We start from the raw sequence: 24,860 nt of genomic DNA, 5'->3' as shown, positions 1-24,860 counted from the left end.
CTACGTCCCATGAAATCAATGTCGCTGCGTCCCGGCCGGGTTCTCGGTGCGCTTGCTGTTGCTGCTGCCTTGCTGGGCACGACTGCCGTGCGCGCCGAGGAAGAAAAAGTCCTCAACATCTACAACTGGGGCGACTACATCGCCGCGGACACGGTCGCGAACTTCGAAAAGGAAACGGGCATCAAGGTCCGCTACGACCTCTTCGACAGCAATGAGGCGCTGCACGCCAAGCTGGTCGCGGGCATGAGTGGCTACGACATCGTCGTGCCCGGCTCGCACTTCGCCAAGATGCAAATTCAGGCCGGCCTGCTGCAGAAGCTGGACAAATCGAAGATCCCCAATCTCGCCAACCTCGACCCGGCGATCCAGGCCCAGCTGGCGAAGATGGACCCGGGCAACGACTACATCGTCGACTGGCTCTGGGGCTACACCACGGTGGGCATCAACGCCGACAAGGTCAAGAAGGCGCTGGGCACCACGCCCATGCCCGACAACGCCTGGGACCTGGTGTTCAAGCCGGAGTACGCCTCCAAGCTCAAGGGCTGCGGCATTTCGTTCCTCGACACGGCCTCCGAGATCCTGCCGATCGCGCTGAAGTACCTCGGCAAGGACCCGCGCAGCAAGAACCCGGACGACTACAAGGCCGCGGGCGAGATGCTCAAAGCCGTGCGGCCCAACGTGACGCGCTTTGCCGGCTCGGGCTCCGACTACATCGACCAGATGGCCAAGGGCCAGCTCTGCGCGGTGATCGGCTGGTCGGGCGACATCATGATCGCCAAGGACAAGTCGACCAAGGCCAAGACGCCGCAGAACCTCGAAGTGCTGCTGCCCAAGACGGGTGGCCTGCTGTTCTTCGACACCATGGCCATCCCGAAGGACGCCAAGCATCCCGAGAATGCCTACAAGTGGATCAACTACATCCTGCGGCCCGAGGTGCATGCCTCGCTCACCAACAAGGTGTTCTATGCCAACCCCAACAAGGCGGCGATGAAGTTCGTCAATCCGGCGCTGGCCAAGGACAAGTCGGTGTTCCCGCCCGAAGCGGCTCTCGAGACCATGATCTCGCCGGACACGCCCGACCAGGCCACGCTGCGGCTGGTCACGCGCACCTTCACCAATTTCAAGGCCAACCGCTGACCGCGCTGACAGAGTCGTTATGAGTGTTCCCAACGAGGAAGGCGCTTTCCTGCGCATCGAGGCCGTCACGAAGGACTTTGGCGACTTTCGCGCGGTGAACGAGGTCAGCCTCGACGTAGCCCGCGGCGAGATCTTCGCGTTGCTGGGCTCGTCGGGCTGCGGCAAGAGCACCTTGCTGCGCATGCTGGCGGGCTTCGAGCTGCCCTCGTCGGGACGCGTGGTGCTCGACGGCAACGACCTCGCGGGCCTGCCGCCGTACAAGCGGCCGGTGAACATGATGTTCCAGTCGTATGCGCTGTTTCCCCACCTGACGGTCTGGGACAACATCGCCTTCGGCCTGCGCCGCGACGGGCTGCCGAAAGCCGAGATCGCCGCGCGCGTCGACGAGATGCTGCGCCTGGTGCAGCTCACCACCTTTGCCAAGCGCAAGCCGCACCAGCTCTCGGGCGGGCAGCAGCAGCGTGTGGCGCTGGCGCGCAGCCTGGCCAAGCGCCCCAAGCTGCTGCTGCTCGACGAGCCGCTCGGCGCACTCGACAAGAAGCTGCGCGAGGCCACGCAGATCGAGCTGGTCAACATCATCCGGCAGGTCGGTGTGACCTGCGTGATGGTCACGCACGACCAGGAAGAGGCGATGACCATGGCCTCGCGCATCGCCGTGATGAGCGAAGGCCGCTTCCTTCAGGTCGGTGCACCGGCCGATGTGTACGAGACGCCCGCCACGCGCTTCGTGGCCGACTTCATCGGCAACGTCAACCTCATGGACGGCAGCGTGGTGGCCGACGAGGCGGACCATGTCGACATCCAGTGCGCCGATGTGCTGCACCGCATCGGGCACGGCATCACCGGCTACGAGGGGCAGACCGTCACGGTGGCGGTGCGCCCCGAGAAGATCCACCTGAGCCCCGATGAGCCGGCAGAGCCGCACAACAAGGTGCGCGGCATCGTCGAGGCCTCGGCCTATTTCGGCCTGTACACCGTCTATCACCTGCGGCTGGCGAGCGGGGCGTTGCTGAAGGTCAATGTCGAGAACGAAACCCGGCATCGCGAGGGCCTGCCCGCGCAGGGCGATGCCGTCTGGGCCCGGTGGTTGCCGAGCTCCCAGGTCGTGCTGACGCAGTAGGGAAGAGGACCGCCATGGCTTCTTCCACCGACAGCAAGAGAAAGAGCTGGCTGCGTCCCTTCCAGGGGCGGCATCTGGTGATCGGCGCGCCCTATCTGTGGCTGCTGGTCTTTTTCCTGCTGCCTTTCCTGATCGTCCTGCGCATCAGTTTCTCGGAGATGGACGGCGCGAAGATTTCCGACCTGGTCGGTTGGGCCGACCAGCAACTGACGCTGACGCTCAAGCTGCAGAACTACATCACGCTGTTCCAGGACGACCTGTATTTCGCGACCTACGGGCACTCGCTGATGTACGCGGCAATCACCACGCTGATCTGCCTGTTCGTCGGCTATCCCTTCGCCTACTTCATGGCCCGCGCCAGGGCCGGCCTGCAACCGCTGCTGCTGATGGGCGTGATGCTGCCGTTCTGGACCAGCTTCCTGCTGCGCGTCTATGCCTGGAAGGGCCTGCTGGATGCCCAGACCGGCTGGGTCGGGCAGTTGCTGACCTTCGTGCATGCCGACCGGCTGCTGCTGCCGCTGGGCCTCATCTCCTCGGCCGGGCAGTTCATGTACAGCCCGTTCTCGCTGGTGCTGGGCATGGTCTACACCTACCTGCCGTTCATGGTGCTGCCGCTGTACGCCACGCTCTCCAAGATGGACCTGCGGCTGCTCGAGGCCGCGCAAGACCTGGGCGCGACGCCCTGGCAGGCGTTCTGGCGCATCACCGTGCCGCTCTCGCGCAGCGGCATCATCGCGGGCGCCATGCTGGTGTTCATTCCCTGCGTCGGCGAATACGTCATTCCCGAGCTGCTGGGCGGCCCGCAGACGCTGATGATCGGCCGCGTGCTGTGGGACGAGTTCTTCTCCAACAACGACTGGCCGATGGCGTCAAGCGTGGCCGTGGTGATGGTGCTGCTCATCATCGTGCCGCTGGCGCTGCTCAACAGCAGCCAGGCGAAGGCCAAGGCCCGGTCCAAGGGGGAGGGCACATGATCGCCACCCCCGCCGGTCGCTGGACCAGCCGCATCTGGCTGCTGCTGGGCTTTGCGTTCCTCTACCTGCCGATCGTGGCGCTGATCGTCTTCAGCTTCACCGATTCCCCGGTGCCCAACGTCTGGGCCGGCTTCAGCCTGCGCTGGTACCACAAGCTGGTCGGCGACGATGAGATTCGCGAGGGCCTGTTCGTGTCGCTGCGCATCGCGGCGGCCAGTGCAACCGGCGCGGTGCTGCTGGGCACGCTGGCGGCTTTCGCGCTGGAGCGTTTTCCGCGCTTCCGCGGGCGCACCGCATTCGCGGGCATGGTCAGCGCGCCGCTGGTGATGCCCGAGGTCATCGTCGGCCTGTCGCTGCTGCTGATGCTGGTGTCGGTCCAGCGCCTGTTCGGTTTCCCGGAGCGCGGGCTCACGACGATCTGGCTCGGGCACCTGCTGGTGGGCATGGCCTATGCCACGGTGGTGATCGGCGCCCGCCTGCGCGACCTCAACCCGCAGTACGAAGAGGCAGCGCAAGACCTGGGCGCGCGCCCGCTGCAGGTCTTCTTCCTGGTGACGCTGCCGATGATCGCGGAGTCGCTGCTGGCGGCCTGGCTGCTGAGTTTCACGCTCTCGCTCGACGACGTGGTGATGTCGGCCTTCCTGTCGGGGCCCGGCTCGACCACCCTGCCGCTCGTCATCTTTTCGCGCGCCCGGCTGGGGCTCGACCCGACCGTCAATGCCCTGGCCACAGTGGTGATCGTGCTGGCGGCGATCTTCGTGGTGGCCTCCAGCTACCTGATCGCCGCACGGGAGCGGCGCCGGTACAGGGAGGGGCAGGCCGCTCTGGCCGGAGGGTAGCGCCTATAATCATGGGCTTTGCGAGCGGCAGCTGCGCCGCTTTTTTGACCCCTCAATCTCCATGCCCATCTACGCCTACAAGTGCAGCGCCTGCGGCTTTGCCAAAGACACGCTGCAAAAGATGTCCGACGCGCCCCTGACGGTGTGTCCGGCGTGCGGCGCGAGTTCGTTTGAAAAACAGGTCACGGCCGCCGGCTTCCAGCTCAAGGGCTCGGGCTGGTACGTGACCGATTTCCGTGAGGGTGGCGGCAAGAAGGCCGAGCCCGCCACAGCGCCTGCGGCGAGCGACGGCGCCAAACCTGCCGAGTCTTCTTCTTCCACCGCTGCCGCGCCGAGCCCCGCTCCGGCGCCCGCGGCATCGGCCCCCGCGCCGGCTGCTGCCGCCAAGAGCGGCGACTGATCGACCCCCATGCTCGCCCTGCGCAAATGGTTGCTGTCCGGCTTGCTGGTCATCGTGCCGCTGGTCATCACGCTCGGCGTGCTGAACTGGATCATCGGCACGCTCGACCAGACGCTGTGGCTGCTGCCCGAGCAGTGGCAGGTCTGGCTCAGCGATCACAAGGTGCGCGGCCTGGGCGTTCTGCTCACGCTGACCATCCTGCTGGTGGTGGGCGCCACCGCCAGCAACTTTGTCGGCAAGCGCCTGCTCGGCTGGGGCGATGCCGTCGTGCGGCGCATTCCGGTCGTGCGCTCGATCTACTCCAGCGTCAAGCAGGTGTCGGACACGCTGTTCTCCGAGAACGGCAATGCCTTTCGCACTGCGGTTCTGATCGAATGGCCGCGCACCAGCGTGTGGACCATCGCCTTCGTGACCGGTGCGCCCGGCAATGAAGTCGCAGAACACCTCGGCGACGAGGAATACCTCAGCGTCTACGTACCCACCACGCCCAATCCCACGGGCGGCTACTTCGTGATGCTCAAGCGCAGCGACTGCATCGAACTGAAGATGAGCGTGGACGAAGCGCTCAAGTACATCGTCTCGATGGGGGTGGTCGTTCCAGGCGGCCCCACCACGGTGGCGGTCAAGCCTTCCAACTCATAAAACGAACGCGCCCGAACGGCGCCGGAATTGATCCCTATGGCCATGCGTACTCACTATTGCGGTCTTGTGACCGAAGCCCTGATGGGCCAGACCGTCACCCTTTGCGGCTGGGTCAACCGTCGCCGTGACCACGGCGGCGTGATCTTCATCGACGTGCGTGACCGCGAAGGTTATGTGCAGGTGGTGTGCGATCCCGATCGCGCCTCCACTTTCGCCGTGGCCGAAAACCTGCGCAACGAGTTCTGCGTGCAGATCACGGGCCTGGTGCGCGCGCGCCCCGAAGGCACGACCAACGACAGCCTCAAGAGCGGCAAGATCGAAGTGCTGTGCCACGAGCTGAAGGTGCTCAACCCCTCGGTCACGCCCCCGTTCCTGCTGGACGACGACAACCTGTCGGAAACCACCCGCCTCACGCACCGCGTGCTCGACCTGCGCCGTCCGGCCATGCAACGCAACATGATGCTGCGCTACAAGGTGACGATGGAGACGCGCAAGTTCCTCGATGCCAACGGCTTCATCGACATCGAGACGCCGATGCTCGGCAAGTCCACGCCCGAAGGCGCGCGCGACTACCTCGTGCCCAGCCGCGTGCACGACGGCAGCTTCTTCGCGCTGCCGCAGTCGCCCCAGCTCTTCAAGCAGTTGCTGATGGTGGCCGGCTACGACCGCTACTACCAGATCGTGAAGTGCTTCCGCGACGAAGACCTGCGCGCCGACCGCCAGCCCGAGTTCACGCAGATCGACATCGAGACCTCGTTCATGGCGGAAGAAGAAATCCGCGAAATGTTCGAAGGCATGATCCGCCAGGTCTTCCGCTCGGCTGCCAACATCGATCTGCCGGTGTTCCCGACGATGACCTACGGCGACGCCATGTTCAAGTACGGCTCCGACAAGCCCGACCTGCGTGTGAAGCTCGAATTCACCGAACTCACCGAGCTGATGAAGCGCGTCGAGTTCAAGGTGTTCTCGAACGCCGCCACCATGGACGGTGGCCGTGTCGTGGCACTGCGCGTGCCCGGCGGCGGTGCCGAGGGCGGCATGTCGCGCGGTGAAATCGACGCCTATCAAGAGTTCGTCAAGATCTACGGCGCCAAGGGCCTGGCCTACATCAAGGTCAACGACGCAGCCGCCGGCCGCGAAGGCCTGCAAAGCCCGATCGTCAAGAACCTGGACGACAACACGCTGGCCGAGATCATCGCCCGCACGGGTGCCCGCAACGGCGACATCCTGTTCTTCGGCGCCGACAAGGAAAAGGTCGTCAACGACGCCATCGGCGCGCTGCGCGTGAAGATCGGCCACAGCCCCTTCGGCAAGAAGAGCGGCCTGTTCGACGACCGCTGGGCACCGCTGTGGGTGGTCGACTTCCCGATGTTCGAGTTCGACGAGGATGGCCAACGCTGGTCGGCCGTGCACCACCCGTTCACCGCACCGAAGGACGGCCATGAAGACCTCATGGACACCGCGCCCGAGAAGTGCATCGCCAAGGCCTACGACATGGTGCTCAACGGCATCGAAATGGGCGGCGGATCGGTGCGTATCCACCGCGAGGAAGTGCAGAGCAAGGTGTTCCGCGCGCTGAAGATCAGCGCCGAAGACGCACAGCTCAAGTTCGGCTTCCTGCTCGACGCGCTGCAATACGGCGCGCCGCCGCACGGTGGCATCGCCATCGGCCTGGACCGCCTCGTGATGCTCATGACCGGCGCCGAGTCGATCCGCGACGTGATCGCCTTCCCCAAGACCCAGCGCGCGCAAGACCTGCTGACGCAGGCACCGAGTCCGGTCGACGAGAAGCAGCTGCGCGAACTGCACATCAAGCTGCGCAACACCCCCCAAGCCGCAGCCTGATGCCGGCATGACGACTGGCACCCGGCCCTGGAAGATCCCGGAGTCGGTGCTTGTCGTGATCCACACGCCGGCGCTCGACGTGCTGCTGATCCGGCGCGCCGACGCGGCCGAGTTCTGGCAGTCGGTCACCGGCAGCAAGGACACCGTCGACGAGCTGCTTGCGCTCACGGCGGCGCGCGAGGTGGCTGAAGAAACCGGCATCCAGTGCGGCCAGCGCAGCGCGCTCGCGTCGCAACTGGTCGACTGGCAACTGCGCAACATCTACGAAATCTACCCACGCTGGCGCGCTCGCTACGAGCCAGGCGTCACGCACAACACCGAGCACCTGTTCGGCCTGTGCGTGCCTGAGCGCCTGACGCCCACGCTCGATCCGCGCGAGCACACCGACTGGCAATGGCTGTCGTATCGCGAGGCGGCCGACGCCTGCTTTTCCCCGTCGAACGCCGAAGCCATTCTGTTGCTGCCAGAATTTGCGCAATGAACCAGCCGGCAGCACAGAACCTTCGGGTCGCGACCTACAACATCCACAAGGGTGTGCAGGGGATCGGGCCCGCCCGGCGACTTGAAATCCACAACCTCGGCCACGCCATCGAGCAGCTCGATGCCGACATCGTCTGCCTGCAGGAAGTGCGCAAGATGAACCGCCAGGCTGCCGCCCGTTTCGCGCGCTGGCCCGAGCTGCCCCAGGCCGATTTCCTGGCGCCCGAGGGCTACACCGCCGTCTACGAGACCAATGCCGTCACGCGCCACGGGGAGCACGGCAATGCGCTGCTCACGCGCTGGCCGGTGATCCGTACCAGCCACCAGGACATTTCCGACCACCGCTTCGAGCAGCGCGGGCTGCTGCACGCGGTGATCGAGGTCGAGGGCCAGCCGGTGCATGCCATCGTGGTGCACCTGGGGCTCATCAAGGGCAGCCGCGTGCGGCAGATCGCGCGCCTTCGCGAGTTCATCGACCGCGAAGTGCCCGCCGACGAGGCGGTGGTGGTGGCGGGCGATTTCAACGACTGGGGCGCGCGCATGCGCTACGCCATGAACGCGATGGGCCTGCGCGACACCAGCGACCTGCGCGGCCCGCGCACGCTCACCTATCCCTCGCGCCTGCCGGTGGCACAGCTCGACTTCATCTATGGACGCAAGCTGGAGCCGCTGGCCTGCGCGGTGCCGCGCGGCCCGATCTGGGCCCGCATGTCCGACCACCTGCCGCTGGTGGCCGATTTCTCGTTGGTCTGAGCTCGCCCCCAGGCTTCGCGCACTGCGTGTCGCTTCTCCAACCCCCTACCGGGGGGCAACACCTGCGGCCCGGCGGAGCCGGTTTCGCGGTGTTCCCTTGAGCGGACGGGCAAAAAAGATCACTGATACGATGCGCGGATGCTGAGGAAAACCGACGTCGAACCGCTCCCCGATCGAAAAGACGATGACGAGGGCACGCCCGTCTCCGTGAAGATCCGCGAGCGCCTGAACGCAGCGCGCAAGCGCTTCAATGCCAATGACAACATCGCCGAGTTCATCGAACCCGGCGAGCTGGAGGCGCTGCTCGACGAGGTCGAGGTCAAGATGAAGGGGGTGCTCGACAGCCTCGTCATCGACGTCGAGAACGACCACAACACCGGCAACACCGCCCGCCGCGTGGCCAAGATGTACCTGAACGAGGTGTTCCGCGGCCGCTATGTGCCGCCGCCTGCGCTCACCGAGTTCCCCAACGCCGAGCACCTGAACGAGCTGATGATCGTCGGCCCGATCACCGTGCGCAGCGCCTGCTCGCACCACTTCTGCCCGATCATCGGCAAGCTCTGGGTCGGCGTGATGCCCAACGAGCACACCAACGTGATCGGCCTGTCGAAGTACGCACGCCTGGCCGAATGGGTGATGGGCCGTCCGCAGATCCAGGAAGAGGCGATCGTGCAACTGGCCGACCTGATCCAGGAAAAGACCCGGCCCGACGGCCTGGCGCTGGTGATGGAAGCCGAACATTTCTGCATGGCCTGGCGCGGCGTGAAGGAAATGGACAGCAAGATGATCAACTCCGTGATGCGCGGCGTGTTCCTCAAAGACCCGAGCCTGCGTCGCGAATTCCTGTCCCTCTTGCCAAGAAAGAGCTAAAGCCATGCTGGTCCGACTCCTCTACGCCAGCCGTGCCGTCGACACCAGCCCGGCAGCCATCGACGCGATCCTCACGCAATCGCGCACGCACAACCCGGCCTGCGGCATCACCGGCATCCTCTGCTACGGTGCCGGCACTTTCCTGCAGGCCATCGAGGGTGGGCGCGACGCCATCAGCGATCTCTACGGCCACATCCAGCGCGATGCGCGCCACAAAGACGTGGTGCTGCTGCACTACGAAGAAATCTCCGAGCGCCGTTTCGGCGGCTGGACGATGGGGCAGGTCAACCTGTCGAAGCTCAATGCCTCGACGCTGCTCAAGTATTCCGAGAAGCCCGAACTCGACCCCTACAAGGTCTCGGGCAAGGTCTCGCTGGCGCTGCTCGAAGAGCTGATGGCCACCGCCGCCATCGTCGGCCGCCACTAGTCCTCTTTCTGCCGGGGTGCCGCTCTCTGCCTTTGCGCTGATCCTGCTCGCCGGGGTCATTCACGCCAGCTGGAACATCGCCGCCAAGAAGGCGAACGGTGACGCGCGCTTCGCGCTCCAGAGCAGCGTGTTCATGGCCGTGGTGTGGGCGCCCGTGGGCGTCACGCTGGGCTGGAGCGTCGTGCCGACATGGGGCGCGAGGGAGTGGGGCTTCATCGTGCTGAGCGGCGTGCTGCATGTCTTCTATTACGTGATCCTGCTGCGCGGCTATCGCAAGTCCGACCTCACCGTGGTCTATCCGCTGGCGCGTGGGTCGGGGCCGTTGCTGTCGTCGCTGGTCGCGATTTTGTTTCTCGGCGAGAAGATCAGCCTGATCGGCATTGCCGGCATCTTCGGCGTGGTGCTCGGCGTGTTCCTCGTGGCGGGCGGTCCGCGCCTGTTTCACAAGAAGCATGACCCGGCGCAGCGAGAGCGGGTGCAAAAGGGCATCCGCTACGGCGTGCTGACCGGTGCCTTCATTGCCGCCTACACGGTGACCGACAGCTACGCGGTGAAGTTCCTGGCGATGTCGCCGATCCTGCTCGACTACATGGGCAACTTCGTGCGCCTCGTGCTGCTGCTGCCCGCCGCATTGCAGGACCGTGTCACCACCGCGCGCATGTGGCGTGAGCAGTGGAAGTACGCGCTGCTGGTGGCGGCGATCAGCCCGGTTTCCTATGTGCTCGTGCTCTATGCGGTACAGCAGGCGCCCATCTCGCACGTGGCGCCGGCGCGCGAGGTGTCGATGTTGTTCGCCGCGCTGATCGGCGGCCATCTGCTGCGCGAGGGCGACCGGCTGCTGCGGCTGATGGGCGCGCTGCTCATCGCCGCCGGCGTGGTGGCGCTCGCGCTGGGCTGAGGCCATGCTCTTCGGGTGCGACTTTTCGAGCGCGCCCACGGCGCGCAAGCCCATCGTGGTGGCCATGGGCGAGCTGGCCGATGCCGACCGCGTCGTGCTGACCCGGCTTCAGCGCTTTGCAACGCTCGACGCCTGGGGCGAATGGCTGCAGGCCACGCCCGCATGGACCGGTGGCTTCGACTTTCCGTTCAGCCTGCCGCGCGAGCTGGTCGAGCACCTGCACTGGCCAACGACATGGGACACGCTGATGGCCCACTACGCCGGCCTGAGCCGCGCCGAGATACGCGACACCTTCGCAGCGTTTTGCGCCGTGCGCCCCGTCGGCGGCAAGTTCGCGCACCGCGCAACCGATGTGCCCGCCGGCTCCAGCCCGTCGATGAAGTGGGTCAATCCCCCGGTGGCCTACATGCTCCATGCCGGCGTGCCGCGCCTGCTGGCGGCCGGCGCGCGCATCCCCGGCCTGCATGAGGGCAGCCACCGCAACCGTGTGGCCCTGGAGGCCTATCCCGGCCTGCTGGCACGCGAGCTGATCGGGCGGCGCAGCTACAAGAGCGACGACCTGCGAAAGCAGACGCCGGAGCGCTTGGCGGCGCGCACCGACCTGCTGGTGGCCCTCGAAGCCGGTACCACCCGGCTCGGCCTGCGGCTCGGCGTCACCGCAGGCCAGCGTGCCGAGTTGCTGGCCGATGCCCGGGGCGATGACATCGACGCGGTGCTGTGCCTTCTGCAGGCCGCCTGGGGTCTCCAGCGCGCCGAAAGCCCCGGACTCGGCCATGGTCTACCGGCCAGTTTCGATGCGCTTGAAGGATGGATCGTCACGGCTTGAGCCTTCTTGTCCTACACCGCTTCGGGCTTCCGGCGGAATTCCTGGCGACCGCGTGGCACCTAGATTGAAAGCAGTGGGTCAACCGGCCCACGTGTTTTCACCACCCTACGCAGGAAGGAATCGAGATGAACAAGGACCAAGTGGCAGGCCGCGTCGAAGAGGCCAAGGGCAAGCTGAAGGAAGTCGCCGGCAAGGTTGTCGGTAACGAGAAGCTCGAGGGCGAAGGCGTTGCCGACCAGGCCGCCGGCAAGGTGCAAAAGACCTACGGCGACGTCAAGGAAAAGGCCAAGGACGCGATCAAGACGGGTGCCGACAAGCTCTGACCTGACCGTTGACCGAACAGGGTTGCGCGCCCGGTGCGCGCAACTTCCTTTCCATTTCCCGTATTTCCCGTTTTCCGATGAGCGACAGGAGGATTTCAATGAACAAATCAAACCCATACACCGCCATGCCGCATTCGCGCGCGTGGCTCGCCGTGCTCGTGGCCGGCGCCGCACTGACGCTGGCCGCCTGCGACAAATCGGACAACCGCACCGCCGGTGAAAAGCTCGACAGCGCGGTCGCCAAGACCGAACAGGCCGCCGACACCGCCGCCGCCAAGACCGAGCAGGCCCTCAAGGAAGCCAAGGCCAAGGCCGATGCCTCCGGCACCACCGCCGATGTGAAGGAAGGCATGGCCAATGTGAAGGAAGCCGTCAAGGACGCCGGCGCAACTGTGAGCGCGACCGTTGACGACGCCGCCATCACCGCCTCTGTCTCGGCGGGCCTGGCGAAGGACCCGGACCTGAGCGCGATCAAGATCAATGTCGACACCAAGGGCGGCGCCGTGAGCCTGAAGGGCCCCGCACCCTCGGCCGCTGCCAAGGCCCGCGCCGAAGAGATCGCCAAGGGCGTGCAGGGCGTGACCTCGGTGGACAACCAGCTCGACGTGAAGAGCTGATCGTCCCGGTCCCCGTCACAGACAGCAAAAAGCCCGGTCATGGCCGGGCTTTTTCTTGGGCGGGCCGCTCGGGCCCGGGTGCATCGATCAGTGGCCGAGCCAGTCCTTCAGTTCGTCGGCATGCTCTTCCTCGTCGGAAAGAATGTCCTCGAGCATGCGGCGCGTGGTCGGGTCTTTGTCGCCGATCAGCGCAATCATCTGGCGGTACGACTCCACTGCGATGCGTTCGGCAATGAGGTTGGCGCGCACCATTGCCTGCAGGTCGGTCGATTCGTCGTAGGCGGCGTGGCTTCGCTCGAGCAGGTGGCCGGGCGCGAAATCGGGTTCGCCGCCCAGTTGCACGATGCGTTCGGCAATGCGGTCGGCATGGCCCGATTCTTCGTTGGCGTGCACCAGGAATTCGTCGGCGATGGCGGGCGACTCGACACCGTTGGCGGTGAAGTAATGGCGCTTGTAGCGCAGCACGCACACCAGCTCGGTGGCCAGCGCGTCGTTGAGCAGCTTGACGACGTCGTCGCGCCAGGGGCCGTAGCTGGGCGTCACGGCGCCATCGTCAAGGCTCTGGCGTGCCGCGTCGAGCCCACGCTGGTCGAGCACCAGGTGCTTGTGATCGGCAGCCTTGGAAGAAGAGGAAACAACGGCTTTCATGGAGGGTCCTTTCGTGGGGGGCTTGTGGTCTTCTGCATCAACGTGTTGACGATGTCAGCCACGTCGGATGTTTTCAGCACCGCAGCCAGCACTGCCGTGACGGACAGCAGGCGCCACGGCTTGACGAGCACCAGCACCGCGCCGGTGGCCGCCGCGGCCGCCATCAGCTTGGCCGGCTCCTTGCGCGCGTAATGTTCGAGCAGGGGGCGCGCCAGTTGGCCCACCGCATGGGCCGGGTGGCGGCGCCACCAGCGCTGCACCACGCTGCGCGCCATCGAGCCCCAGACGTTGCCGCCGCGGCCCTGCGCAGGCGCTGCGTAGGCCGCGCCTGCCGGGTTGTCGTGGTGTGCATATTCCAGATCGTCGTCGGGTTCGCGCGCCGGGTGGCGCGCTTCTTCCTCGCCGCCGTTCAGTTGCCGCACCAGCGCACGGCGCGAAATGGCCAGGCGCTGCTGTGGGGTCAGGGGGAGGGGGGAACGGTCAGCGCTGGCCATGGTGGGCTCCGGCGTTGTGCAGGGCTTGCAGGTCGGCGTCGAGCTGCGTGCGCAGGTCGTCGAAGCCGTAGCCCGGGTTGGGATGCATCGCGTACCAGGCACAGAAGGCCGCGATCAGCACGGCGACGCCCGGCACGATGACCAGCACCCAATGAAAGCTGCCATGCAGCACACCGAGCAGCACGGCCACGCCGATCAGCCCGAGGGCCAGCATGGCGCTTGCCGCCGCCAGCACGCCCGCGACCAGGCGGGCGACGAGGCCGCGCCCCGCCTGTGCGGTTTCCTGCCGGACGAGGGCGGCGTAGTTGGCGACGTGTTCAGCGATGAGTTCCGGATGCCCGAGCACCGTGGAGAAGATCGGATGAAGCATGGTGCGGGGGATCGGTGGAACGAAAAATCAGCGGATCAGTAGTCGTCCCGGCTGCGGCGGCTGGCCAGCACGATGAGCGCGGTGATGGCGGCGCCGGCGGCAGCGGCGAGCAGCACCGAGCGCACGGGCTGGTCCGAGATGTAGCGGCCGGTGACGTCGGCAGCCTTCTCGATGCGGCGCTGCGCACGGGCGCTGGTGGTCGATGCGGCGTCCAGGCCGCGCTGCACGGCTTGCTGCACGCGGGCGGCCAGTTGCTCGACGGCCGGCTCGGCATCGCGGCGCAGGTCGCGGACCTTTTCGCCCGCCGCATTCACCGCGTTCTGTGCATAGGCGCGGGTCGATTCGACCGCGTCGTTGGCGGTCTGGCGCGCGTCGTCGGCGAGCTGCGAGGGGGTCTTGGTCGTGTTCATGTGTAAGTCCTTTTCGGAAAGATGAAATGCGGGAGCCTGTGGATCGTAACTACGCTACTTGCGTCGTAGCAAGCCGGCCAGGAAGCTGGCGATGGCAAGCACGGCGAAGATCACGAAAAGGATCTTGGCAATGCCGACTGCGCTGGCGGCAATGCCACCGAAGCCAAACAGTGCGGCGATCAGCGCGATGACCAGAAACACCACTGCGTAATGCAACATGCGGAACTCCTTCGAGGCTGCCCTCGTTGTTTTGATGAACAGCGCATCCGGAACCTCGCAAGGAAGAGCCGGATGGCTTGGAGCAACCTTAATTGGGGCCCTGCGCGGGACCTGTCAGCGGTCGGGGATGAGGTGCGTAGGAGATGGCCGAGTCACTCCGCACAGGGCCGTGAAGGAGTGCCGATTCAGCTCGGTTTGACGACCGGCAGCATGGCGCTCAGGCGCGTGCCCCGGCCGGGTGTCGAGGACACCGTGAGCTTGCCGCGGGCCGCTTCCACCCGGTGGCGCATGCCCGCAAGGCCGTGCGTCGACGGCCGCACGCGCTGGGCGTCGAAGCCCTTGCCGTTATCCGCGACTTCCACGATCACATGGTTCTCGTAGTTCTTCATCACGATGGTGGCTTCGCTGGCCTCCGCGTACTTGCCGATGTTGGTCAGGCTTTCCTGGACCATGCGGTAGATCGTGAGCTGGCGCGATTCGTCCATCGTCACGGGCTCCAGCACCATCTCGATCTGCAGGCCCGAGCGCTCGGCGAACTCGCGTCCCAGGATTTCCAGCGACGCGACCAGCCCGAGGTTCGAGAGCGAGGACGGCCGCAGGTCTTCGATGATGCGGCGCTTGAGCGCGATGCCGCTGTTGAGCAGTTCGGTCAGATGCTGCAGCCGCTGGATGGCGTCGGGCGCATCCACCAGCCGCGATTTGAGGCGTGCCACGTCGAGCTTGGCGGCGGTGAGCAGCGAGCCCAGCTCGTCGTGCAGTTCACGCGCCAGGTAGCCGCGCTCGGTTTCGCGAACGTCCTGCAAGTGGGTCGCCAGCTCGGCCAGCGAGGCGGTGCGCTCGCGCACCTCGTCCTCCAGGGCGTTGCGTTCGCGTTGCAAGGCTTCCTGCTGGCGCTCGCCGATGGAGCGCAGGGCATGGGTCTGGCGCAGGTAAAGGAAGAAGGCGATCAGCGCGGCCAGCGCCACGATGGCGGTGCCGATGCGAGCAAGCTGCAGCGACTTGAGCACCTGGACCTGGCTCTCGTGCAGGGTCTTGTTGCTGATCTTGACCAGCTCGCCCGCAGTGGCGCGGATGGCATCCATCTCTTCGCGGCCGACGTCGGTCGTGATGACGAACTTCCAGGCGTCTTCCTTGCCGTCCTGGCGCAGCCGCACGCTCATGTCCATCTCGGCGATCTTGCGCAACACGTGCTTGGACAGCTCGGTCAGCTGGGTGAGTTCGGCCGGCCGCTCGGCGTACAGTCGGCGCAGGCTCGCGAGGTGGCTGTCGACCTCCTTGACCGCCGAGTCGTAGGGTTGCCGGTAGCTGGTTTCGCCGGTCAGCAGATAGCCTCGCTGGCCGGTTTCGGCATCGAGCATGTTCTGCAGGATCTGGTTGAGCGTGCCGCGAACCTGCTGGGCCTCGTCGATGTCGGCCAGGGCGCGACTCGACTGCCGGTAGCCGGCCTCGTTGATGCCGACGAGGGCCAGCGCAGCCAGTGCCGCGAGCAGGAGGCTCACGGCCATTTTTTGAGGGACTAGCCAGTGCATGAAACTTTCAAAGCTGCTTACTACGCAAGTTCGTGAATAATTGACAACAATCAGGGGCCCGGCATGTGGCGGACCGCATGCGCGCAACACAACGACGAAAGTAACAGATGATCAAAATTGGAATTGTGGACGACCACGCCATCGTGCGATCGGGCCTCCGGCAGTTCTTCTCCGAGCACGTGGACCTGCGCGTGGCGGGTGAGGCAGCCAGCGGGCGCGAAGCCATCGAGCTGGTGCGCACCACGGAGCTGGACGTGCTGGTCATGGATCTTTCGATGCCGGGGCAGAGCGGAATCGATGCGCTGGCCATGATCCGGGCCAAGGCGCCGGATGTGGGCATCCTCATCCTGAGTGGCTATCCGGAAGAGCACTACGCGATGAACCTGATCCGTCAGGGCGCGAGCGGCTACCTGAACAAGGAGTGCGATCCGATCGAGATCGTCAACGCCATCCGCACCATCTCGCTGGGCCGCCGCTACATCACGCCCGCCGTGGCCGAACTGCTGGCCCGCCAGCTCGACCGCAAGGACGACGCGGCACCGCACGAGCAACTGTCGGAACGCGAATTCCAGGTGTTCCTGAAGCTGGCCAAGGGCGAGACCGCGGGAGACATCGCCAAGACGCTGTCGCTGTCGGTGAAGACGGTGAGCACCTACCGCACGCGCCTGATGGAGAAGATGAACCTCTCGTCCAACAGCGACCTGACGTACTACGCGCTGAAGAACAAGCTGATCGACTGACAGGCGCATGGGGGTGGGGGAGAGGCCGGGGCCGGTTTCTTCTTCAGCCCGCCTCGGGCGCACGGCGCAATGCCTTGGCCTGCGCGAGGCAGAAGTCGACCAACGCGTCGATTTCGTTCGACTTGTCGAACACCGCGTCGACACCGAATTCGGCACAACGCCGCCGGATGTCGGGTGTTGCATAGTTGCTGAGCACCACCACCTTCTGGGTCGGCTTGCGTGCCTGGCAGGCCTGCAGCACACCCAGACCGCTGCCCTGCTTGAGAAAAAGATCGACGATCGCCAGGTCCCATTCGGGGCCGTGGCCGAGCAGCCATTCGCGTGCGTGGTCTTCGGTCTCGGCAAAACCGACGACCGTGGTGCAGGTGAGTTCTTCCAGCGTGCCAATGAGGTTTTCACGGATCGTGAGGTTGTCTTCGACGACGTATGTCTGCAATCTGGAATCCATGCCGAGCCACGCTTCCTCTGACGTTGGCAGGTGCACCCGAAGCGCCCCCGCTGAGGGAATGCCTGCACATGGACATTGAGGCCATCCCGTCGCGCATCATGCAGGGTTCATGGGCCGGGTGTTGTAGGCGTGTTCCGACGCACGCGCTGCCGGCAGCGCATTCGTAGGCAATGCCGCACGGTTTGTGCGGTCCATTGCCGACCCGGGGCCTGTCTCCACTGAGGTATTCACTTGAACATGGCAACGCACATCTTTCGCACCCGGCCGGTCTGGCAGAAGCTGCTGGTGTCCCTCGTGCTGCTGCTCGCCGCATTGCTGATTGCGCTGATCTTCTTTCCGTGGGACGTGCTGCGCGAGCCGGTCAATCGCTACGTGAGCGAGAAGACCGGACGCAAGTTCGAGATCACGCGGCGGCTCGATGTCGACCTGGGCTGGCGCACGGCCACCGTCAAGCTCGACGGCCTGGAGTTCGCCAACCCTTCGTGGGCGCGCGACCCCTACCTGGTGAAAGCCGACCGCGCCGAGTTCGACATCCGCGTCTGGCCGCTGATCGCCAGCAAGATCGACATTCCACGCCTGGCGCTTTTCTCGCCCACGGTCGGGCTCCAGATGGAGCAGGACGGGCGCCGCACCTGGGCGCTCGGCAAGGACACCTCCGATTCGGGCACGGTGCCCAGCATCGGGCTCATCCAGGTCGACACCGGGGCGGTCGACTTCCTGGCCAAGCACCTGCGCGTCGACCTGCACGCCGACCTGAGCTACGACACGAGCCGCGGCGAGTTGCCGCTCAACTACCGCATCAAGGGCCGTTACAAGGGACAGCCGCTGACCGCCAGTGGCCGCACGGGCAACGTGCTGCAGATCAACGCCGCCGGCGCGCCGCCGTTTCCGCTGGAGATCACTGCTGCGGCCGGGCAGACGCAACTCAAGGCCACCGGCACCGTGGCCGAGCTGGCGGGGCTCGACGGCATCGATGCCAAGTTCGAGATCAAGGGACAGACGCTGGGCGCACTGTTCCCGTTGCTGGGCATCGCGCTGCCGCAGACCTCGCCCTACGCGCTGAGCGGCGACCTGAGCAAGCGCGGCAAGCTGTGGGCAGTGGCGGGCCTCAAGGGCAAGCTGGGCCTGTCAGACATCGCGGGCGACATGCGCTTCGACCAAGCTGGGAGCCTGCCTCATCTGGCGGGCGAGCTGCGCTCGAAGGTGATGGACATGGACGACCTTGGGCCGCTGATCGGCCTGCCGCCGACGGCACGCACGGCCAACGCAGTGGAAGGCGTCGCACCTCCGCCGACGATCACGCAGGTCAAGCGTCCGGCGGGTGGCAAGGTGCTGCCCACCGCGCCGCTCGACTTCGAGCGTTTGCGCGCCATGAATGCCGACGTGAAGTACACGGCCGATCGCATCCGCAACGTGCGCGAGATTCCGCTGGACAGCGGCAGCGTGCAGGTGAAGCTGAACGATGGCGTGCTCACGCTCGATCCGCTCGACCTGGGCGTGGGTGGCGGCAAGCTGGTGGGCGCCATCCGCATCGATGGGGCGAAGAACCCGGCGGACATCCGTGCCTCGCTCGACCTGCGGGGCATGCAACTGGCCCGCCTGTTCCCCAAGCTCGAAACCACGGGCAACAGCGTGGGCCGTCTCGATGGTCGCCTCAACCTCTCGGGGCCGGGCAGCTCTGTGGCCAACTGGCTCGGTGGGGCGTCGGGCGACGTGGCGGTGCTGTCTGGGCGCGGCCAGTTCGGCAACCTGCTGCCCGTGTTCGCGACGCTCGTGGGCGGCGACATCATCAAGTTTTTGCTGCGTGGCGACCGCAATGTCGAGTTGCGTTGTGCGGCCATTGCCTTCGACGTCAACAAGGGCCTGATGACCGGGCGCACGCTCGTGGTGGACACCACCAATGCGCTGTTCACCGCCAGCGGCCAGGCCAATCTGGCCAATGAAACGCTCGATTTCGTGGTGCATCCGGAGCCCAAGAGCAAGAGCATCCTTTCGATCCGCACGCCGCTGGTCGTGGGTGGCACCTTCGGCAGCCCGAAGGGTGGCATCGAGATCGCGCCTCTGGCAGGGCGAGGCCTTGCCGCGCTGGCGCTCGGCGCCATCAATCCGCTGCTGGCGCTGGCCGCGACCATCGAGACCGGGCCCGGCGAGGATTCGGATTGCAAGGGTGTGGTGGCGGATGCGAATCGTCCGACGGCTGGGGCCGCGGCCAATGGGGCTGCGAGGGCGAAGGGCGCCAGGCAGCCTTGAGGCCGGATGCAGGGGTCAGGCGCCGGGGCGTTGGGCGCAGACGCTGCAGTGCGGGTCTCGCGCCACGCGCAGCGTGTCGAACGCCGTGCTGCGACCGTCGAACATCAGCAGCTTGCCCGCCAGCGACGGGCCGATGCCTGCGAGCAGCTTGAGCGCCTCGCTGGCCTGCAGCGTGCCGATGGTGCCGACCACGGGGCCGAACACGCCCAGTACCGCGCAACGCGTTTCCTCGAAGGCAGCGTCGGGGGGGAACAGGCAGGCGTAGCAGGGCGAAGCGGCATCGCGTGTGTCGTACACGCTCAACTGGCCGTCGAAACGGATCGCTGCGCCCGCCACGAGTGGCTTGGCATGTGCCACGCAGGCACGGTTGATCGCGTGGCGGGTGGCGAAGTTGTCGCAGCAGTCCACCACAACATCGGCTGCCGCGAGAAGGCGCGACAGCAGTGCTTCGTCGGCACACAGAGCGTGAGTTTCGATGGCGATGTCGGGGTTGATGTCGCGCATCGCCTGCGCAGCGGATTCCACCTTGGGGCTGCCGACGCGGGCGTTGGTGTGGGCAATCTGCCGCTGGAGATTGGTGAGGTCGACTTCGTCGTCGTCCACCAGAGTGATGTGGCCGACACCGGCGGCGGCAAGGTAAAGCGCGACGGGGGAGCCCAATCCGCCTGCGCCGATCACCAGAACACGCCCGGCACTGACGCGCGCCTGCCCGTCGATGCCGAACTCTTCAAGCAGGATATGGCGCGAGTAGCGCAGCAGGTCGTGATCGTCCATGCGCGCTTCGGTTCTCGCGAATGAAGAAGCGAAACCGTTGACGGCGCGAACCGCACTGTGCGTGCGGTCCGGTCACCGGCTTCAGTTTTCCTTCTTCTCTTCCTTGTTGTCGACGATCACCTGCGTCTTGCTGACCAGCACCGGCTGGCCCTTCAGGCGGTTGAGCGCCTGCACCAGCGGGAAGTCCTTGTCGGTACCGAATTCGGGCACCTTGCGGTCCTGCGGCGGCTTCTTGGCCTCTTCCTCGAGGCGCTTGCGGGCTTCGTCGCGGGCCTTTTCGCGTTCCGGGTCCTTGGTCTCGGGGCCCTGGCCGCTGGCCAGATGCTTTTCGAGATCGGCTTCCCGCATGCGCAGGGCGGCGAAGGGGCTGCCCTCGGCGCTTTCGTCGACCAGCACGTTGGGCACGATGCCCTTGGCCTGGATCGAGGTGCCGCTTGGCGTGTAGTAGCGCGCCGTGGTGATCTTCAGGCCGGTGTCCGGGCCGAGCGGGCGAACCGTCTGCACCGAGCCCTTGCCGAAGGTCTGGCTGCCCATGACGATGCCGCGCTTGTGGTCCTGCAGCGCGCCCGCCACGATTTCGCTGGCGGAGGCCGAGCCTTCGTTCACCAGGATCACCAGCGGCACGGTCTTCAGGGCCGCAGGCAGGCTGCGCAGCGGGTCGCTGCCTGAGCGGCGCTGGTAGTACTCGGGGGCCGCCTTGTAGACCGACTTGCTTTCGGCCAGCTGGCCGTCGGTGGTCACCACCGTGACGTTCTCGGGCAGGAAGGCCGAAGACACCGCCACGGCCGCGTCGAGCAGGCCGCCTGGGTCATTGCGCAGGTCGAGCACCAGGCCCTTGAGGTTCGGGTCTTCCTTGTACATCTCGTCGATCTTCTTGACGAAGTCTTCGACAGTGCGTTCCTGGAATTGCGACAGGCGGATCCAGCCGTAGCCCGGCTCCATGATCTTGCCGCGGACCGACTGCGTGCGAATTTCCTCGCGCGTGATCGTGACCGGGAAGGTGCGGCTCTCGTCCTTGCGGAAGATGGTCAGCAGCACCTTGGTGTTGGCTTCGCCGCGCATGCGCTTGACCGCTTCGTTCAGCGACAGGCCGCGCACGGCGGTGTCGTCGATCTTGGTGATCAGGTCATTGGGCTTGAGGCCGGCACGGAAGGCCGGGGAGCCTTCGATGGGCGAGACGACCTTGATGAGGCCGTCTTCCTGCGAAATCTCGATGCCCACGCCGACGAATCGGCCGGTGGTGCCTTCCCGGAATTCCTTGAAGGACTTCTTGTCGAAGTACTGGGAATGCGGGTCGAGCCCGGCGACCATGCCGGAAATTGCATCGGAAATGAGCTTTTTCTCGTCGACCGGTTCGACGTAGTCGCTCTTGACCATGCCGAAGACGGCAGCGAGCTGCTGCAATTCCTCGAGCGGGAGCGGCGCAAGCGATCCGCGTGCGACCGTCTGCAACGAGACGGTGGTCAGGACGCCAGCTACGGCGCCGGCGGCGACCCAGCCGGTGATCTTCAGTTTCTGGCCCATCATGAGTGGTTGTCCTTGTCGGCGGCTGTCGAACCAATATACACAGCTTGGAAGCAATTTGTTTGCCGGGGTTCCACGGGGGAGCCGGCAAGCGGGGTTTTCTTTCAGCCTTTGCCTTGCGAGGCCACCGCGGCGGCGGCCTGTTCGGCTGCGGCGGCGTCGCCGAGATAGTAGTGCCGCAGCGGCTTGAGGTCGTCGTCGAGCTCGTAGACCAGCGGAATGCCGTTCGGGATGTTCAGGCCGACGATGGCGTCGTCCGAGACGCCGTCGAGGTACTTCACCAGCGCCCGGATCGAGTTGCCGTGGGCCGCCACCACCAGGCGGCGCCCGGTGCGGATGGCCGGCGCCATCGATTCGTTCCAGAACGGCAGCACGCGCGCCACCGTGTCCTTCAGGCATTCGGTGAGCGGAATCTGCTCGGGCGACAGCTTGGCGTAGCGCACGTCGCCGCGCTCGCTGCGCGGGTCGTCGGCTTCCAGCGGGGGCGGCGGGGTGCCGTAGCTGCGGCGCCAGACCAGCACCTGCTCGTCGCCGTACTTCTTGGCGGTCTCGGCCTTGTTCAGGCCCTGCAGGCCGCCGTAGTGGCGCTCGTTCAGGCGCCAGGAGTGCACCACGGGCAGCCAGGTGCGGTCGAGTTCGTCGAGCGTGTGCCACAGGGTGCGGGTGGCGCGCTTGAGCACGCTGGTGTAGGCGACGTCGAAGTCGTACCCCTCGGCCTTGAGCAGCCGGCCGGCCTGCTTGGCCTGCGCCACGCCAGTCTCGGTCAGGTCGACGTCCGTCCATCCGGTGAAGCGGTTTTCGAGATTCCAGGTCGATTCGCCGTGACGGATCAGTACCAGTTTGTGCATGTGGGAGGCCTTTGGCTGCGCTTGCGAAACCTCGCATTCTAAAATCCCCGGTTTGCCATTCAAGGAACCCCCCGTGAAATTGATCGAATTCGTCACCGCGAACTGGATGCTGATCCTGATCGCGCTCAGCTCCGGTGCCATGCTGGCGTGGCCGCTGGTGCGGGGAGCGGGCGGTGGAACGCTCACGGCCCAGGGCGCCGTGCAGCTCATCAACCGCGAACGCGCCGTGCTGGTCGACGTGCGCGAGGCGGAAGAATTCGCCACCGGCCACATGATCGGTGCGAAGAACGTTCCCCTGAACCAGCTCGAAGAAAAGCTGGCCGGCGCGGTCAAGAACAAGACCGTGCCGCTGCTGCTGGTATGCGCCACCGGTGCCCGCGCCCAGCGCGCCGTCGCCGTGGCCAAGAAGCTCGGCTACGAGCAGGCCCAAGCGGTCGCTGGCGGGCTCAAGGCCTGGAAAGACGCTAACCTGCCCGTTGAAAAGGCCTGAAGCTTCCCAAGGTAAAGAGCATGCAAGCAGTCAAGATGTACACCACCGCCGTTTGCCCCTACTGCACGCGTGCGAAGCAAATCCTCAAGTCCAAGGGCGTCGAGCAGATCGAAGAGATCCGCATCGACACCGACCCCCAGGCCCGCAGCACCATGATGGAGATCACCCAGCGCCGCACGGTGCCGCAGATCTTCATCGGCGACACCCATGTCGGTGGCTGCGACGACCTGGTGGCGCTCGACAGCCGGGGCGGCCTCGTGCCATTGCTCCAGGGCGCCTGAAACACAAAGCGGCCGCCGTCACGAAAGTGGTCCGGCGGTAGGGCGATAATCCTTTGCTCATTCATCTGCAGCCCGCTGCGGGAACCTCTCCCCGGCGGGCATTGTTTTGATCCTCGAAAGTTCAGCCATGGCCGACCAGCAAGCCCAAGATCCCGTGTTCCAGATCCAGCGCGTCTACCTCAAGGACCTGTCGCTCGAACAACCCAATTCGCCCGCGATCCTGCTGGAGCAGGAGCAGCCCACCGTCGACATCCAGCTCGGCGTGGACGCCCAGCCCGTGACCGACGGCATCTTCGAGATCACCGTGTCGGCCACCGTGCAGACCAAGATCGGCGAGAAGACCGTGTTCCTGGTCGAAGCCAAGCAAGCCGGCATCTTTGAAATCCGCAACCTGCCGGAAGACCAGATGGGCGCCATTCTCGGCATCGCCTGCCCGCAAATCGTCTACCCGTACCTGCGCGGCAACGTCGCCGACGTGATCCAGCGCGGCGGCTTCCCGCCCGTGCACCTCGCCGAAATCAACTTCCAGGCGATGTACGAGCAGCAGCAGGCGCAGGCCGCCGGCCAGCCCTCGTCGATCGTCACGCAGTAAACACGGCACAACGCCACCAACGCCGATGAAGATCTGCGTTCATGGCGCCGGTGCCTGGGGCACGGCAGTCGCCGTCAACGCGGCAACTCGCCACGAGGTCACGCTCTGGGCGCGCGATGCGGCCCAGGCTGATGCCATTTTGAAGGCGCGCGAAAACACCCGCTACCTGCCGGGGCTGGCACTGCCGGCCTCGCTCGTCGTTCGTGCGGGCGACATCCGGCAGGCGCAGGCCGGCGCCGACCTCGTCATCGTGGCCACGCCCATGGCCGCCCTGCGCCAACAGCTCATTGCACTGCGCGGCACGACCGCGCCAGTGGCGTGGCTGTGCAAGGGCGTCGAACCCGCGCTCGACACATCCCCCACATCCTTCGGCCTGCTTGCCCACGAAATATGGGCGCAGGTTGCTCCTGATTTAAGAGCGGGCGTGCTCAGTGGCCCCAGCTTTGCGCAAGAGGTCGCCGAAGGGCGGCCGACCGCGCTGGTGGCCGCCAGCCCGCATGCGGCAGTGCGCGATGCCCTGGTCGACGCCTTCCACGGTCCGGCGCTGCGCGTCTACGCCAACGACGACATCGTGGGCGTGGAGGTCGGCGGCGCGGTCAAGAACGTGCTCGCCATTGCCACCGGCCTGTGCGACGGCCTCGCGCTGGGGCTCAATGCCCGTGCGGCGCTCATCACGCGGGGCCTGGCCGAAATGACGCGCTTCGGCCTGGCGCTCGGTGCGCGGGCCGAGACCTTCATGGGCCTTTCGGGGCTCGGCGATCTCGTGCTGACATCGACCGGCGACCTGTCGCGCAACCGCAAGGTCGGCCTGCTGCTGGCCCAGGGCCACACGCTGGCGCAGGCCGTTGCTTCGCTGGGCCACGTGGCCGAAGGCGTGTACTGCGCGCGCACCGTGGTGCAGCGTGCTCGCGGCCTGGGCATCGAAATGCCTATCGCCGAAGGCGTGGTCGCGCTGCTCGACGGCCGTGTGAGCGCCAAAGACGCCGTCGCTGCGCTGACTGGCCGCGACCCGGTGCCCGAATCGGTTCAGCCCGGCGCGGCCGCGGCGAACCCCCACCATTCCCCCTGACAAGACTGCTGAAGACAAAAAGA

The 24,860-nt window shown here is 66.0% G+C and carries 31 protein-coding genes; 21 read left to right on the top strand and 10 right to left on the bottom strand.

The features are described 5' to 3' along the window. Window positions 1-9 precede the first annotated feature (9 nt). From H7F35_RS04900 to H7F35_RS04830, 15 genes are all read left to right on the top strand, one after another. Window positions 10-1,137, top strand: a complete 1,128-nt coding sequence (locus tag H7F35_RS04900; protein ID WP_187111837.1) for a polyamine ABC transporter substrate-binding protein — start codon at window positions 10-12, stop codon at window positions 1,135-1,137. Between the two features lie 19 nt (window positions 1,138-1,156). Beyond that, entirely contained in the window at window positions 1,157-2,257 is a 1,101-nt protein-coding gene (locus H7F35_RS04895) for an ABC transporter ATP-binding protein (protein ID WP_187111836.1), read from the top strand. Window positions 2,258-2,271: 14 nt separating this feature from the next. Further along, window positions 2,272-3,231 (top strand): ABC transporter permease, encoded by a 960-nt coding sequence (locus H7F35_RS04890; protein WP_187111835.1) that lies wholly within the window; start codon window positions 2,272-2,274, stop codon window positions 3,229-3,231. After that, window positions 3,228-4,070, top strand: coding sequence for an ABC transporter permease (locus H7F35_RS04885; protein ID WP_187111834.1), 843 nt, complete (start codon window positions 3,228-3,230; stop codon window positions 4,068-4,070). The genes H7F35_RS04890 and H7F35_RS04885 overlap by 4 nt, the downstream gene beginning before the upstream one ends. A 61-nt stretch (window positions 4,071-4,131) precedes the next feature. Further along, the gene (locus tag H7F35_RS04880; protein WP_187111833.1) at window positions 4,132-4,470 is read left to right on the top strand and encodes an FmdB family zinc ribbon protein; all 339 of its coding nucleotides are present in this window, start codon (window positions 4,132-4,134) and stop codon (window positions 4,468-4,470) included. Window positions 4,471-4,479: 9 nt separating this feature from the next. Then, window positions 4,480-5,112 carry a DUF502 domain-containing protein gene (locus tag H7F35_RS04875; RefSeq protein WP_187111832.1) on the top strand — a complete coding sequence of 211 codons (633 nt, stop codon included), beginning with the start codon at window positions 4,480-4,482 and terminating at the stop codon, window positions 5,110-5,112. Window positions 5,113-5,148: 36 nt separating this feature from the next. Beyond that, window positions 5,149-6,957 carry an aspartate--tRNA ligase gene (gene aspS / locus H7F35_RS04870; protein ID WP_187111831.1) on the top strand — a complete coding sequence of 603 codons (1,809 nt, stop codon included), beginning with the start codon at window positions 5,149-5,151 and terminating at the stop codon, window positions 6,955-6,957. Window positions 6,958-6,964: 7 nt separating this feature from the next. Further along, complete coding sequence (nudB, locus tag H7F35_RS04865; protein ID WP_187111830.1) at window positions 6,965-7,438, top strand: dihydroneopterin triphosphate diphosphatase; 474 nt, start codon at window positions 6,965-6,967, stop codon at window positions 7,436-7,438. Next, entirely contained in the window at window positions 7,435-8,190 is a 756-nt protein-coding gene (locus tag H7F35_RS04860; RefSeq protein ID WP_187111829.1) for an endonuclease/exonuclease/phosphatase family protein, read from the top strand. Before nudB ends, H7F35_RS04860 begins: the two co-directional genes overlap by 4 nt. 138 nt (window positions 8,191-8,328) lie before the next feature. Then, complete coding sequence (gene folE, locus H7F35_RS04855; RefSeq protein WP_187111828.1) at window positions 8,329-9,060, top strand: GTP cyclohydrolase I; 732 nt, start codon at window positions 8,329-8,331, stop codon at window positions 9,058-9,060. 4 nt (window positions 9,061-9,064) lie between these two features. Then, a complete protein-coding gene (locus tag H7F35_RS04850; protein ID WP_187111827.1) occupies window positions 9,065-9,487 on the top strand; it encodes a BLUF domain-containing protein in 423 nt (140 codons plus the stop codon). Between the two features lie 16 nt (window positions 9,488-9,503). Beyond that, complete coding sequence (locus H7F35_RS04845) at window positions 9,504-10,385, top strand: EamA family transporter (protein WP_187111826.1); 882 nt, start codon at window positions 9,504-9,506, stop codon at window positions 10,383-10,385. A gap of 4 nt (window positions 10,386-10,389) precedes the next feature. Then, entirely contained in the window at window positions 10,390-11,211 is an 822-nt protein-coding gene (locus H7F35_RS04840; protein WP_187111825.1) for a DUF429 domain-containing protein, read from the top strand. Window positions 11,212-11,336: 125 nt separating this feature from the next. Further along, window positions 11,337-11,534 carry a CsbD family protein gene (locus H7F35_RS04835; RefSeq protein WP_187111824.1) on the top strand — a complete coding sequence of 66 codons (198 nt, stop codon included), beginning with the start codon at window positions 11,337-11,339 and terminating at the stop codon, window positions 11,532-11,534. Between the two features lie 98 nt (window positions 11,535-11,632). Then, on the top strand, window positions 11,633-12,151 hold the full coding sequence (locus tag H7F35_RS04830; RefSeq protein WP_187111823.1) for a BON domain-containing protein: 519 nt from the start codon (window positions 11,633-11,635) through the stop codon (window positions 12,149-12,151). A gap of 87 nt (window positions 12,152-12,238) precedes the next feature. Here H7F35_RS04830 and H7F35_RS04825 read toward each other — a convergent pair whose 3' ends face one another. From H7F35_RS04825 to H7F35_RS04800, 6 genes are all read right to left on the bottom strand, one after another. Beyond that, a complete protein-coding gene (locus H7F35_RS04825; protein WP_187111822.1) occupies window positions 12,239-12,799 on the bottom strand; it encodes a bacterioferritin in 561 nt (186 codons plus the stop codon). Beyond that, on the bottom strand, window positions 12,796-13,293 hold the full coding sequence (locus H7F35_RS04820; protein WP_187111821.1) for a hypothetical protein: 498 nt from the start codon (window positions 13,291-13,293) through the stop codon (window positions 12,796-12,798). Before H7F35_RS04820 ends, H7F35_RS04825 begins: the two co-directional genes overlap by 4 nt. Next, window positions 13,280-13,663: a phage holin family protein gene (locus H7F35_RS04815; protein WP_187111820.1), complete on the bottom strand. Its 384-nt coding sequence runs from the start codon at window positions 13,661-13,663 to the stop codon at window positions 13,280-13,282. Before H7F35_RS04815 ends, H7F35_RS04820 begins: the two co-directional genes overlap by 14 nt. A 35-nt stretch (window positions 13,664-13,698) precedes the next feature. After that, a complete protein-coding gene (locus tag H7F35_RS04810; RefSeq protein ID WP_187111819.1) occupies window positions 13,699-14,073 on the bottom strand; it encodes a hypothetical protein in 375 nt (124 codons plus the stop codon). A 54-nt stretch (window positions 14,074-14,127) separates the two neighbouring features. After that, on the bottom strand, window positions 14,128-14,292 hold the full coding sequence (locus H7F35_RS04805) for a DUF1328 domain-containing protein (protein WP_013543146.1): 165 nt from the start codon (window positions 14,290-14,292) through the stop codon (window positions 14,128-14,130). Between the two features lie 185 nt (window positions 14,293-14,477). Beyond that, complete coding sequence (locus H7F35_RS04800) at window positions 14,478-15,797, bottom strand: CHASE3 domain-containing protein (protein WP_187111818.1); 1,320 nt, start codon at window positions 15,795-15,797, stop codon at window positions 14,478-14,480. 131 nt (window positions 15,798-15,928) lie between these two features. Between H7F35_RS04800 and H7F35_RS04795 the strand changes: the two genes are divergently transcribed. Beyond that, complete coding sequence (locus H7F35_RS04795; protein ID WP_007837167.1) at window positions 15,929-16,561, top strand: response regulator transcription factor; 633 nt, start codon at window positions 15,929-15,931, stop codon at window positions 16,559-16,561. A gap of 43 nt (window positions 16,562-16,604) precedes the next feature. Here H7F35_RS04795 and H7F35_RS04790 read toward each other — a convergent pair whose 3' ends face one another. Continuing rightward, window positions 16,605-17,009 (bottom strand): response regulator, encoded by a 405-nt coding sequence (locus H7F35_RS04790; RefSeq protein ID WP_187111817.1) that lies wholly within the window; start codon window positions 17,007-17,009, stop codon window positions 16,605-16,607. Between the two features lie 237 nt (window positions 17,010-17,246). On the opposite strand from H7F35_RS04790, the gene H7F35_RS04785 reads away from it, so the two are divergent. Continuing rightward, window positions 17,247-19,259, top strand: a complete 2,013-nt coding sequence (locus H7F35_RS04785; protein WP_187111816.1) for an AsmA family protein — start codon at window positions 17,247-17,249, stop codon at window positions 19,257-19,259. Between the two features lie 15 nt (window positions 19,260-19,274). Here the strand turns inward: H7F35_RS04785 and H7F35_RS04780 are convergent, their stop codons facing one another. The 3 genes from H7F35_RS04780 to gpmA form a co-directional block, all read right to left on the bottom strand. Beyond that, window positions 19,275-20,033 carry a HesA/MoeB/ThiF family protein gene (locus tag H7F35_RS04780; RefSeq protein ID WP_187111815.1) on the bottom strand — a complete coding sequence of 253 codons (759 nt, stop codon included), beginning with the start codon at window positions 20,031-20,033 and terminating at the stop codon, window positions 19,275-19,277. 81 nt (window positions 20,034-20,114) lie between these two features. Beyond that, a complete protein-coding gene (locus H7F35_RS04775) occupies window positions 20,115-21,557 on the bottom strand; it encodes a S41 family peptidase (RefSeq protein WP_187114144.1) in 1,443 nt (480 codons plus the stop codon). A 104-nt stretch (window positions 21,558-21,661) separates the two neighbouring features. Beyond that, window positions 21,662-22,405: a 2,3-diphosphoglycerate-dependent phosphoglycerate mutase gene (gene gpmA, locus H7F35_RS04770; protein WP_187111814.1), complete on the bottom strand. Its 744-nt coding sequence runs from the start codon at window positions 22,403-22,405 to the stop codon at window positions 21,662-21,664. A gap of 106 nt (window positions 22,406-22,511) precedes the next feature. On the opposite strand from gpmA, the gene H7F35_RS04765 reads away from it, so the two are divergent. The 4 genes from H7F35_RS04765 (at window position 22,512) to H7F35_RS04750 (ending at window position 24,837) form a co-directional block, all read left to right on the top strand. After that, entirely contained in the window at window positions 22,512-22,895 is a 384-nt protein-coding gene (locus H7F35_RS04765) for a rhodanese-like domain-containing protein (protein ID WP_410010812.1), read from the top strand. A 20-nt stretch (window positions 22,896-22,915) separates the two neighbouring features. Next, window positions 22,916-23,176: a glutaredoxin 3 gene (grxC, locus tag H7F35_RS04760; protein WP_187111813.1), complete on the top strand. Its 261-nt coding sequence runs from the start codon at window positions 22,916-22,918 to the stop codon at window positions 23,174-23,176. Window positions 23,177-23,303: 127 nt separating this feature from the next. Then, window positions 23,304-23,768 carry a protein-export chaperone SecB gene (gene secB, locus H7F35_RS04755; protein WP_187111812.1) on the top strand — a complete coding sequence of 155 codons (465 nt, stop codon included), beginning with the start codon at window positions 23,304-23,306 and terminating at the stop codon, window positions 23,766-23,768. Window positions 23,769-23,793: 25 nt separating this feature from the next. After that, window positions 23,794-24,837 carry an NAD(P)H-dependent glycerol-3-phosphate dehydrogenase gene (locus tag H7F35_RS04750; RefSeq protein ID WP_187111811.1) on the top strand — a complete coding sequence of 348 codons (1,044 nt, stop codon included), beginning with the start codon at window positions 23,794-23,796 and terminating at the stop codon, window positions 24,835-24,837. The last annotated feature ends 23 nt before the right edge of the window (window positions 24,838-24,860 follow it).

The organism is Variovorax sp. PAMC26660 (assembly GCF_014302995.1).
Taxonomy (GTDB): Bacteria; Pseudomonadota; Gammaproteobacteria; order Burkholderiales; family Burkholderiaceae_C; genus Variovorax.
This window is presented reverse-complemented; position numbering and strand designations above follow the sequence as displayed.

Bases quoted from the DNA above. Each gene is read 5' to 3' on its own strand.
- H7F35_RS04900 (WP_187111837.1), top strand. From the start codon at position 10: ATGAAATCAATGTCGCTGCGTCCCGGCCGGGTTCTCGGTGCGCTTGCT.
- H7F35_RS04895 (WP_187111836.1), top strand. From the start codon at position 1,157: ATGAGTGTTCCCAACGAGGAAGGCGCTTTCCTGCGCATCGAGGCCGTC.
- H7F35_RS04890 (WP_187111835.1), top strand. From the start codon at position 2,272: ATGGCTTCTTCCACCGACAGCAAGAGAAAGAGCTGGCTGCGTCCCTTC.
- H7F35_RS04885 (WP_187111834.1), top strand. From the start codon at position 3,228: ATGATCGCCACCCCCGCCGGTCGCTGGACCAGCCGCATCTGGCTGCTG.
- H7F35_RS04880 (WP_187111833.1), top strand. From the start codon at position 4,132: ATGCCCATCTACGCCTACAAGTGCAGCGCCTGCGGCTTTGCCAAAGAC.
- H7F35_RS04875 (WP_187111832.1), top strand. From the start codon at position 4,480: ATGCTCGCCCTGCGCAAATGGTTGCTGTCCGGCTTGCTGGTCATCGTG.
- aspS (WP_187111831.1), top strand. From the start codon at position 5,149: ATGGCCATGCGTACTCACTATTGCGGTCTTGTGACCGAAGCCCTGATG.
- nudB (WP_187111830.1), top strand. From the start codon at position 6,965: ATGACGACTGGCACCCGGCCCTGGAAGATCCCGGAGTCGGTGCTTGTC.
- H7F35_RS04860 (WP_187111829.1), top strand. From the start codon at position 7,435: ATGAACCAGCCGGCAGCACAGAACCTTCGGGTCGCGACCTACAACATC.
- folE (WP_187111828.1), top strand. From the start codon at position 8,329: ATGCTGAGGAAAACCGACGTCGAACCGCTCCCCGATCGAAAAGACGAT.
- H7F35_RS04850 (WP_187111827.1), top strand. From the start codon at position 9,065: ATGCTGGTCCGACTCCTCTACGCCAGCCGTGCCGTCGACACCAGCCCG.
- H7F35_RS04840 (WP_187111825.1), top strand. From the start codon at position 10,390: ATGCTCTTCGGGTGCGACTTTTCGAGCGCGCCCACGGCGCGCAAGCCC.
- H7F35_RS04835 (WP_187111824.1), top strand. From the start codon at position 11,337: ATGAACAAGGACCAAGTGGCAGGCCGCGTCGAAGAGGCCAAGGGCAAG.
- H7F35_RS04830 (WP_187111823.1), top strand. From the start codon at position 11,633: ATGAACAAATCAAACCCATACACCGCCATGCCGCATTCGCGCGCGTGG.
- H7F35_RS04825 (WP_187111822.1), bottom strand. From the start codon at position 12,799: ATGAAAGCCGTTGTTTCCTCTTCTTCCAAGGCTGCCGATCACAAGCAC.
- H7F35_RS04820 (WP_187111821.1), bottom strand. From the start codon at position 13,293: ATGGCCAGCGCTGACCGTTCCCCCCTCCCCCTGACCCCACAGCAGCGC.
- H7F35_RS04815 (WP_187111820.1), bottom strand. From the start codon at position 13,663: ATGCTTCATCCGATCTTCTCCACGGTGCTCGGGCATCCGGAACTCATC.
- H7F35_RS04810 (WP_187111819.1), bottom strand. From the start codon at position 14,073: ATGAACACGACCAAGACCCCCTCGCAGCTCGCCGACGACGCGCGCCAG.
- H7F35_RS04805 (WP_013543146.1), bottom strand. From the start codon at position 14,292: ATGTTGCATTACGCAGTGGTGTTTCTGGTCATCGCGCTGATCGCCGCA.
- H7F35_RS04800 (WP_187111818.1), bottom strand. From the start codon at position 15,797: ATGGCCGTGAGCCTCCTGCTCGCGGCACTGGCTGCGCTGGCCCTCGTC.
- H7F35_RS04795 (WP_007837167.1), top strand. From the start codon at position 15,929: ATGATCAAAATTGGAATTGTGGACGACCACGCCATCGTGCGATCGGGC.
- H7F35_RS04790 (WP_187111817.1), bottom strand. From the start codon at position 17,009: ATGGATTCCAGATTGCAGACATACGTCGTCGAAGACAACCTCACGATC.
- H7F35_RS04785 (WP_187111816.1), top strand. From the start codon at position 17,247: ATGGCAACGCACATCTTTCGCACCCGGCCGGTCTGGCAGAAGCTGCTG.
- H7F35_RS04780 (WP_187111815.1), bottom strand. From the start codon at position 20,033: ATGGACGATCACGACCTGCTGCGCTACTCGCGCCATATCCTGCTTGAA.
- H7F35_RS04775 (WP_187114144.1), bottom strand. From the start codon at position 21,557: ATGGGCCAGAAACTGAAGATCACCGGCTGGGTCGCCGCCGGCGCCGTA.
- gpmA (WP_187111814.1), bottom strand. From the start codon at position 22,405: ATGCACAAACTGGTACTGATCCGTCACGGCGAATCGACCTGGAATCTC.
- H7F35_RS04765 (WP_410010812.1), top strand. From the start codon at position 22,512: ATGCTGATCCTGATCGCGCTCAGCTCCGGTGCCATGCTGGCGTGGCCG.
- grxC (WP_187111813.1), top strand. From the start codon at position 22,916: ATGCAAGCAGTCAAGATGTACACCACCGCCGTTTGCCCCTACTGCACG.
- secB (WP_187111812.1), top strand. From the start codon at position 23,304: ATGGCCGACCAGCAAGCCCAAGATCCCGTGTTCCAGATCCAGCGCGTC.
- H7F35_RS04750 (WP_187111811.1), top strand. From the start codon at position 23,794: ATGAAGATCTGCGTTCATGGCGCCGGTGCCTGGGGCACGGCAGTCGCC.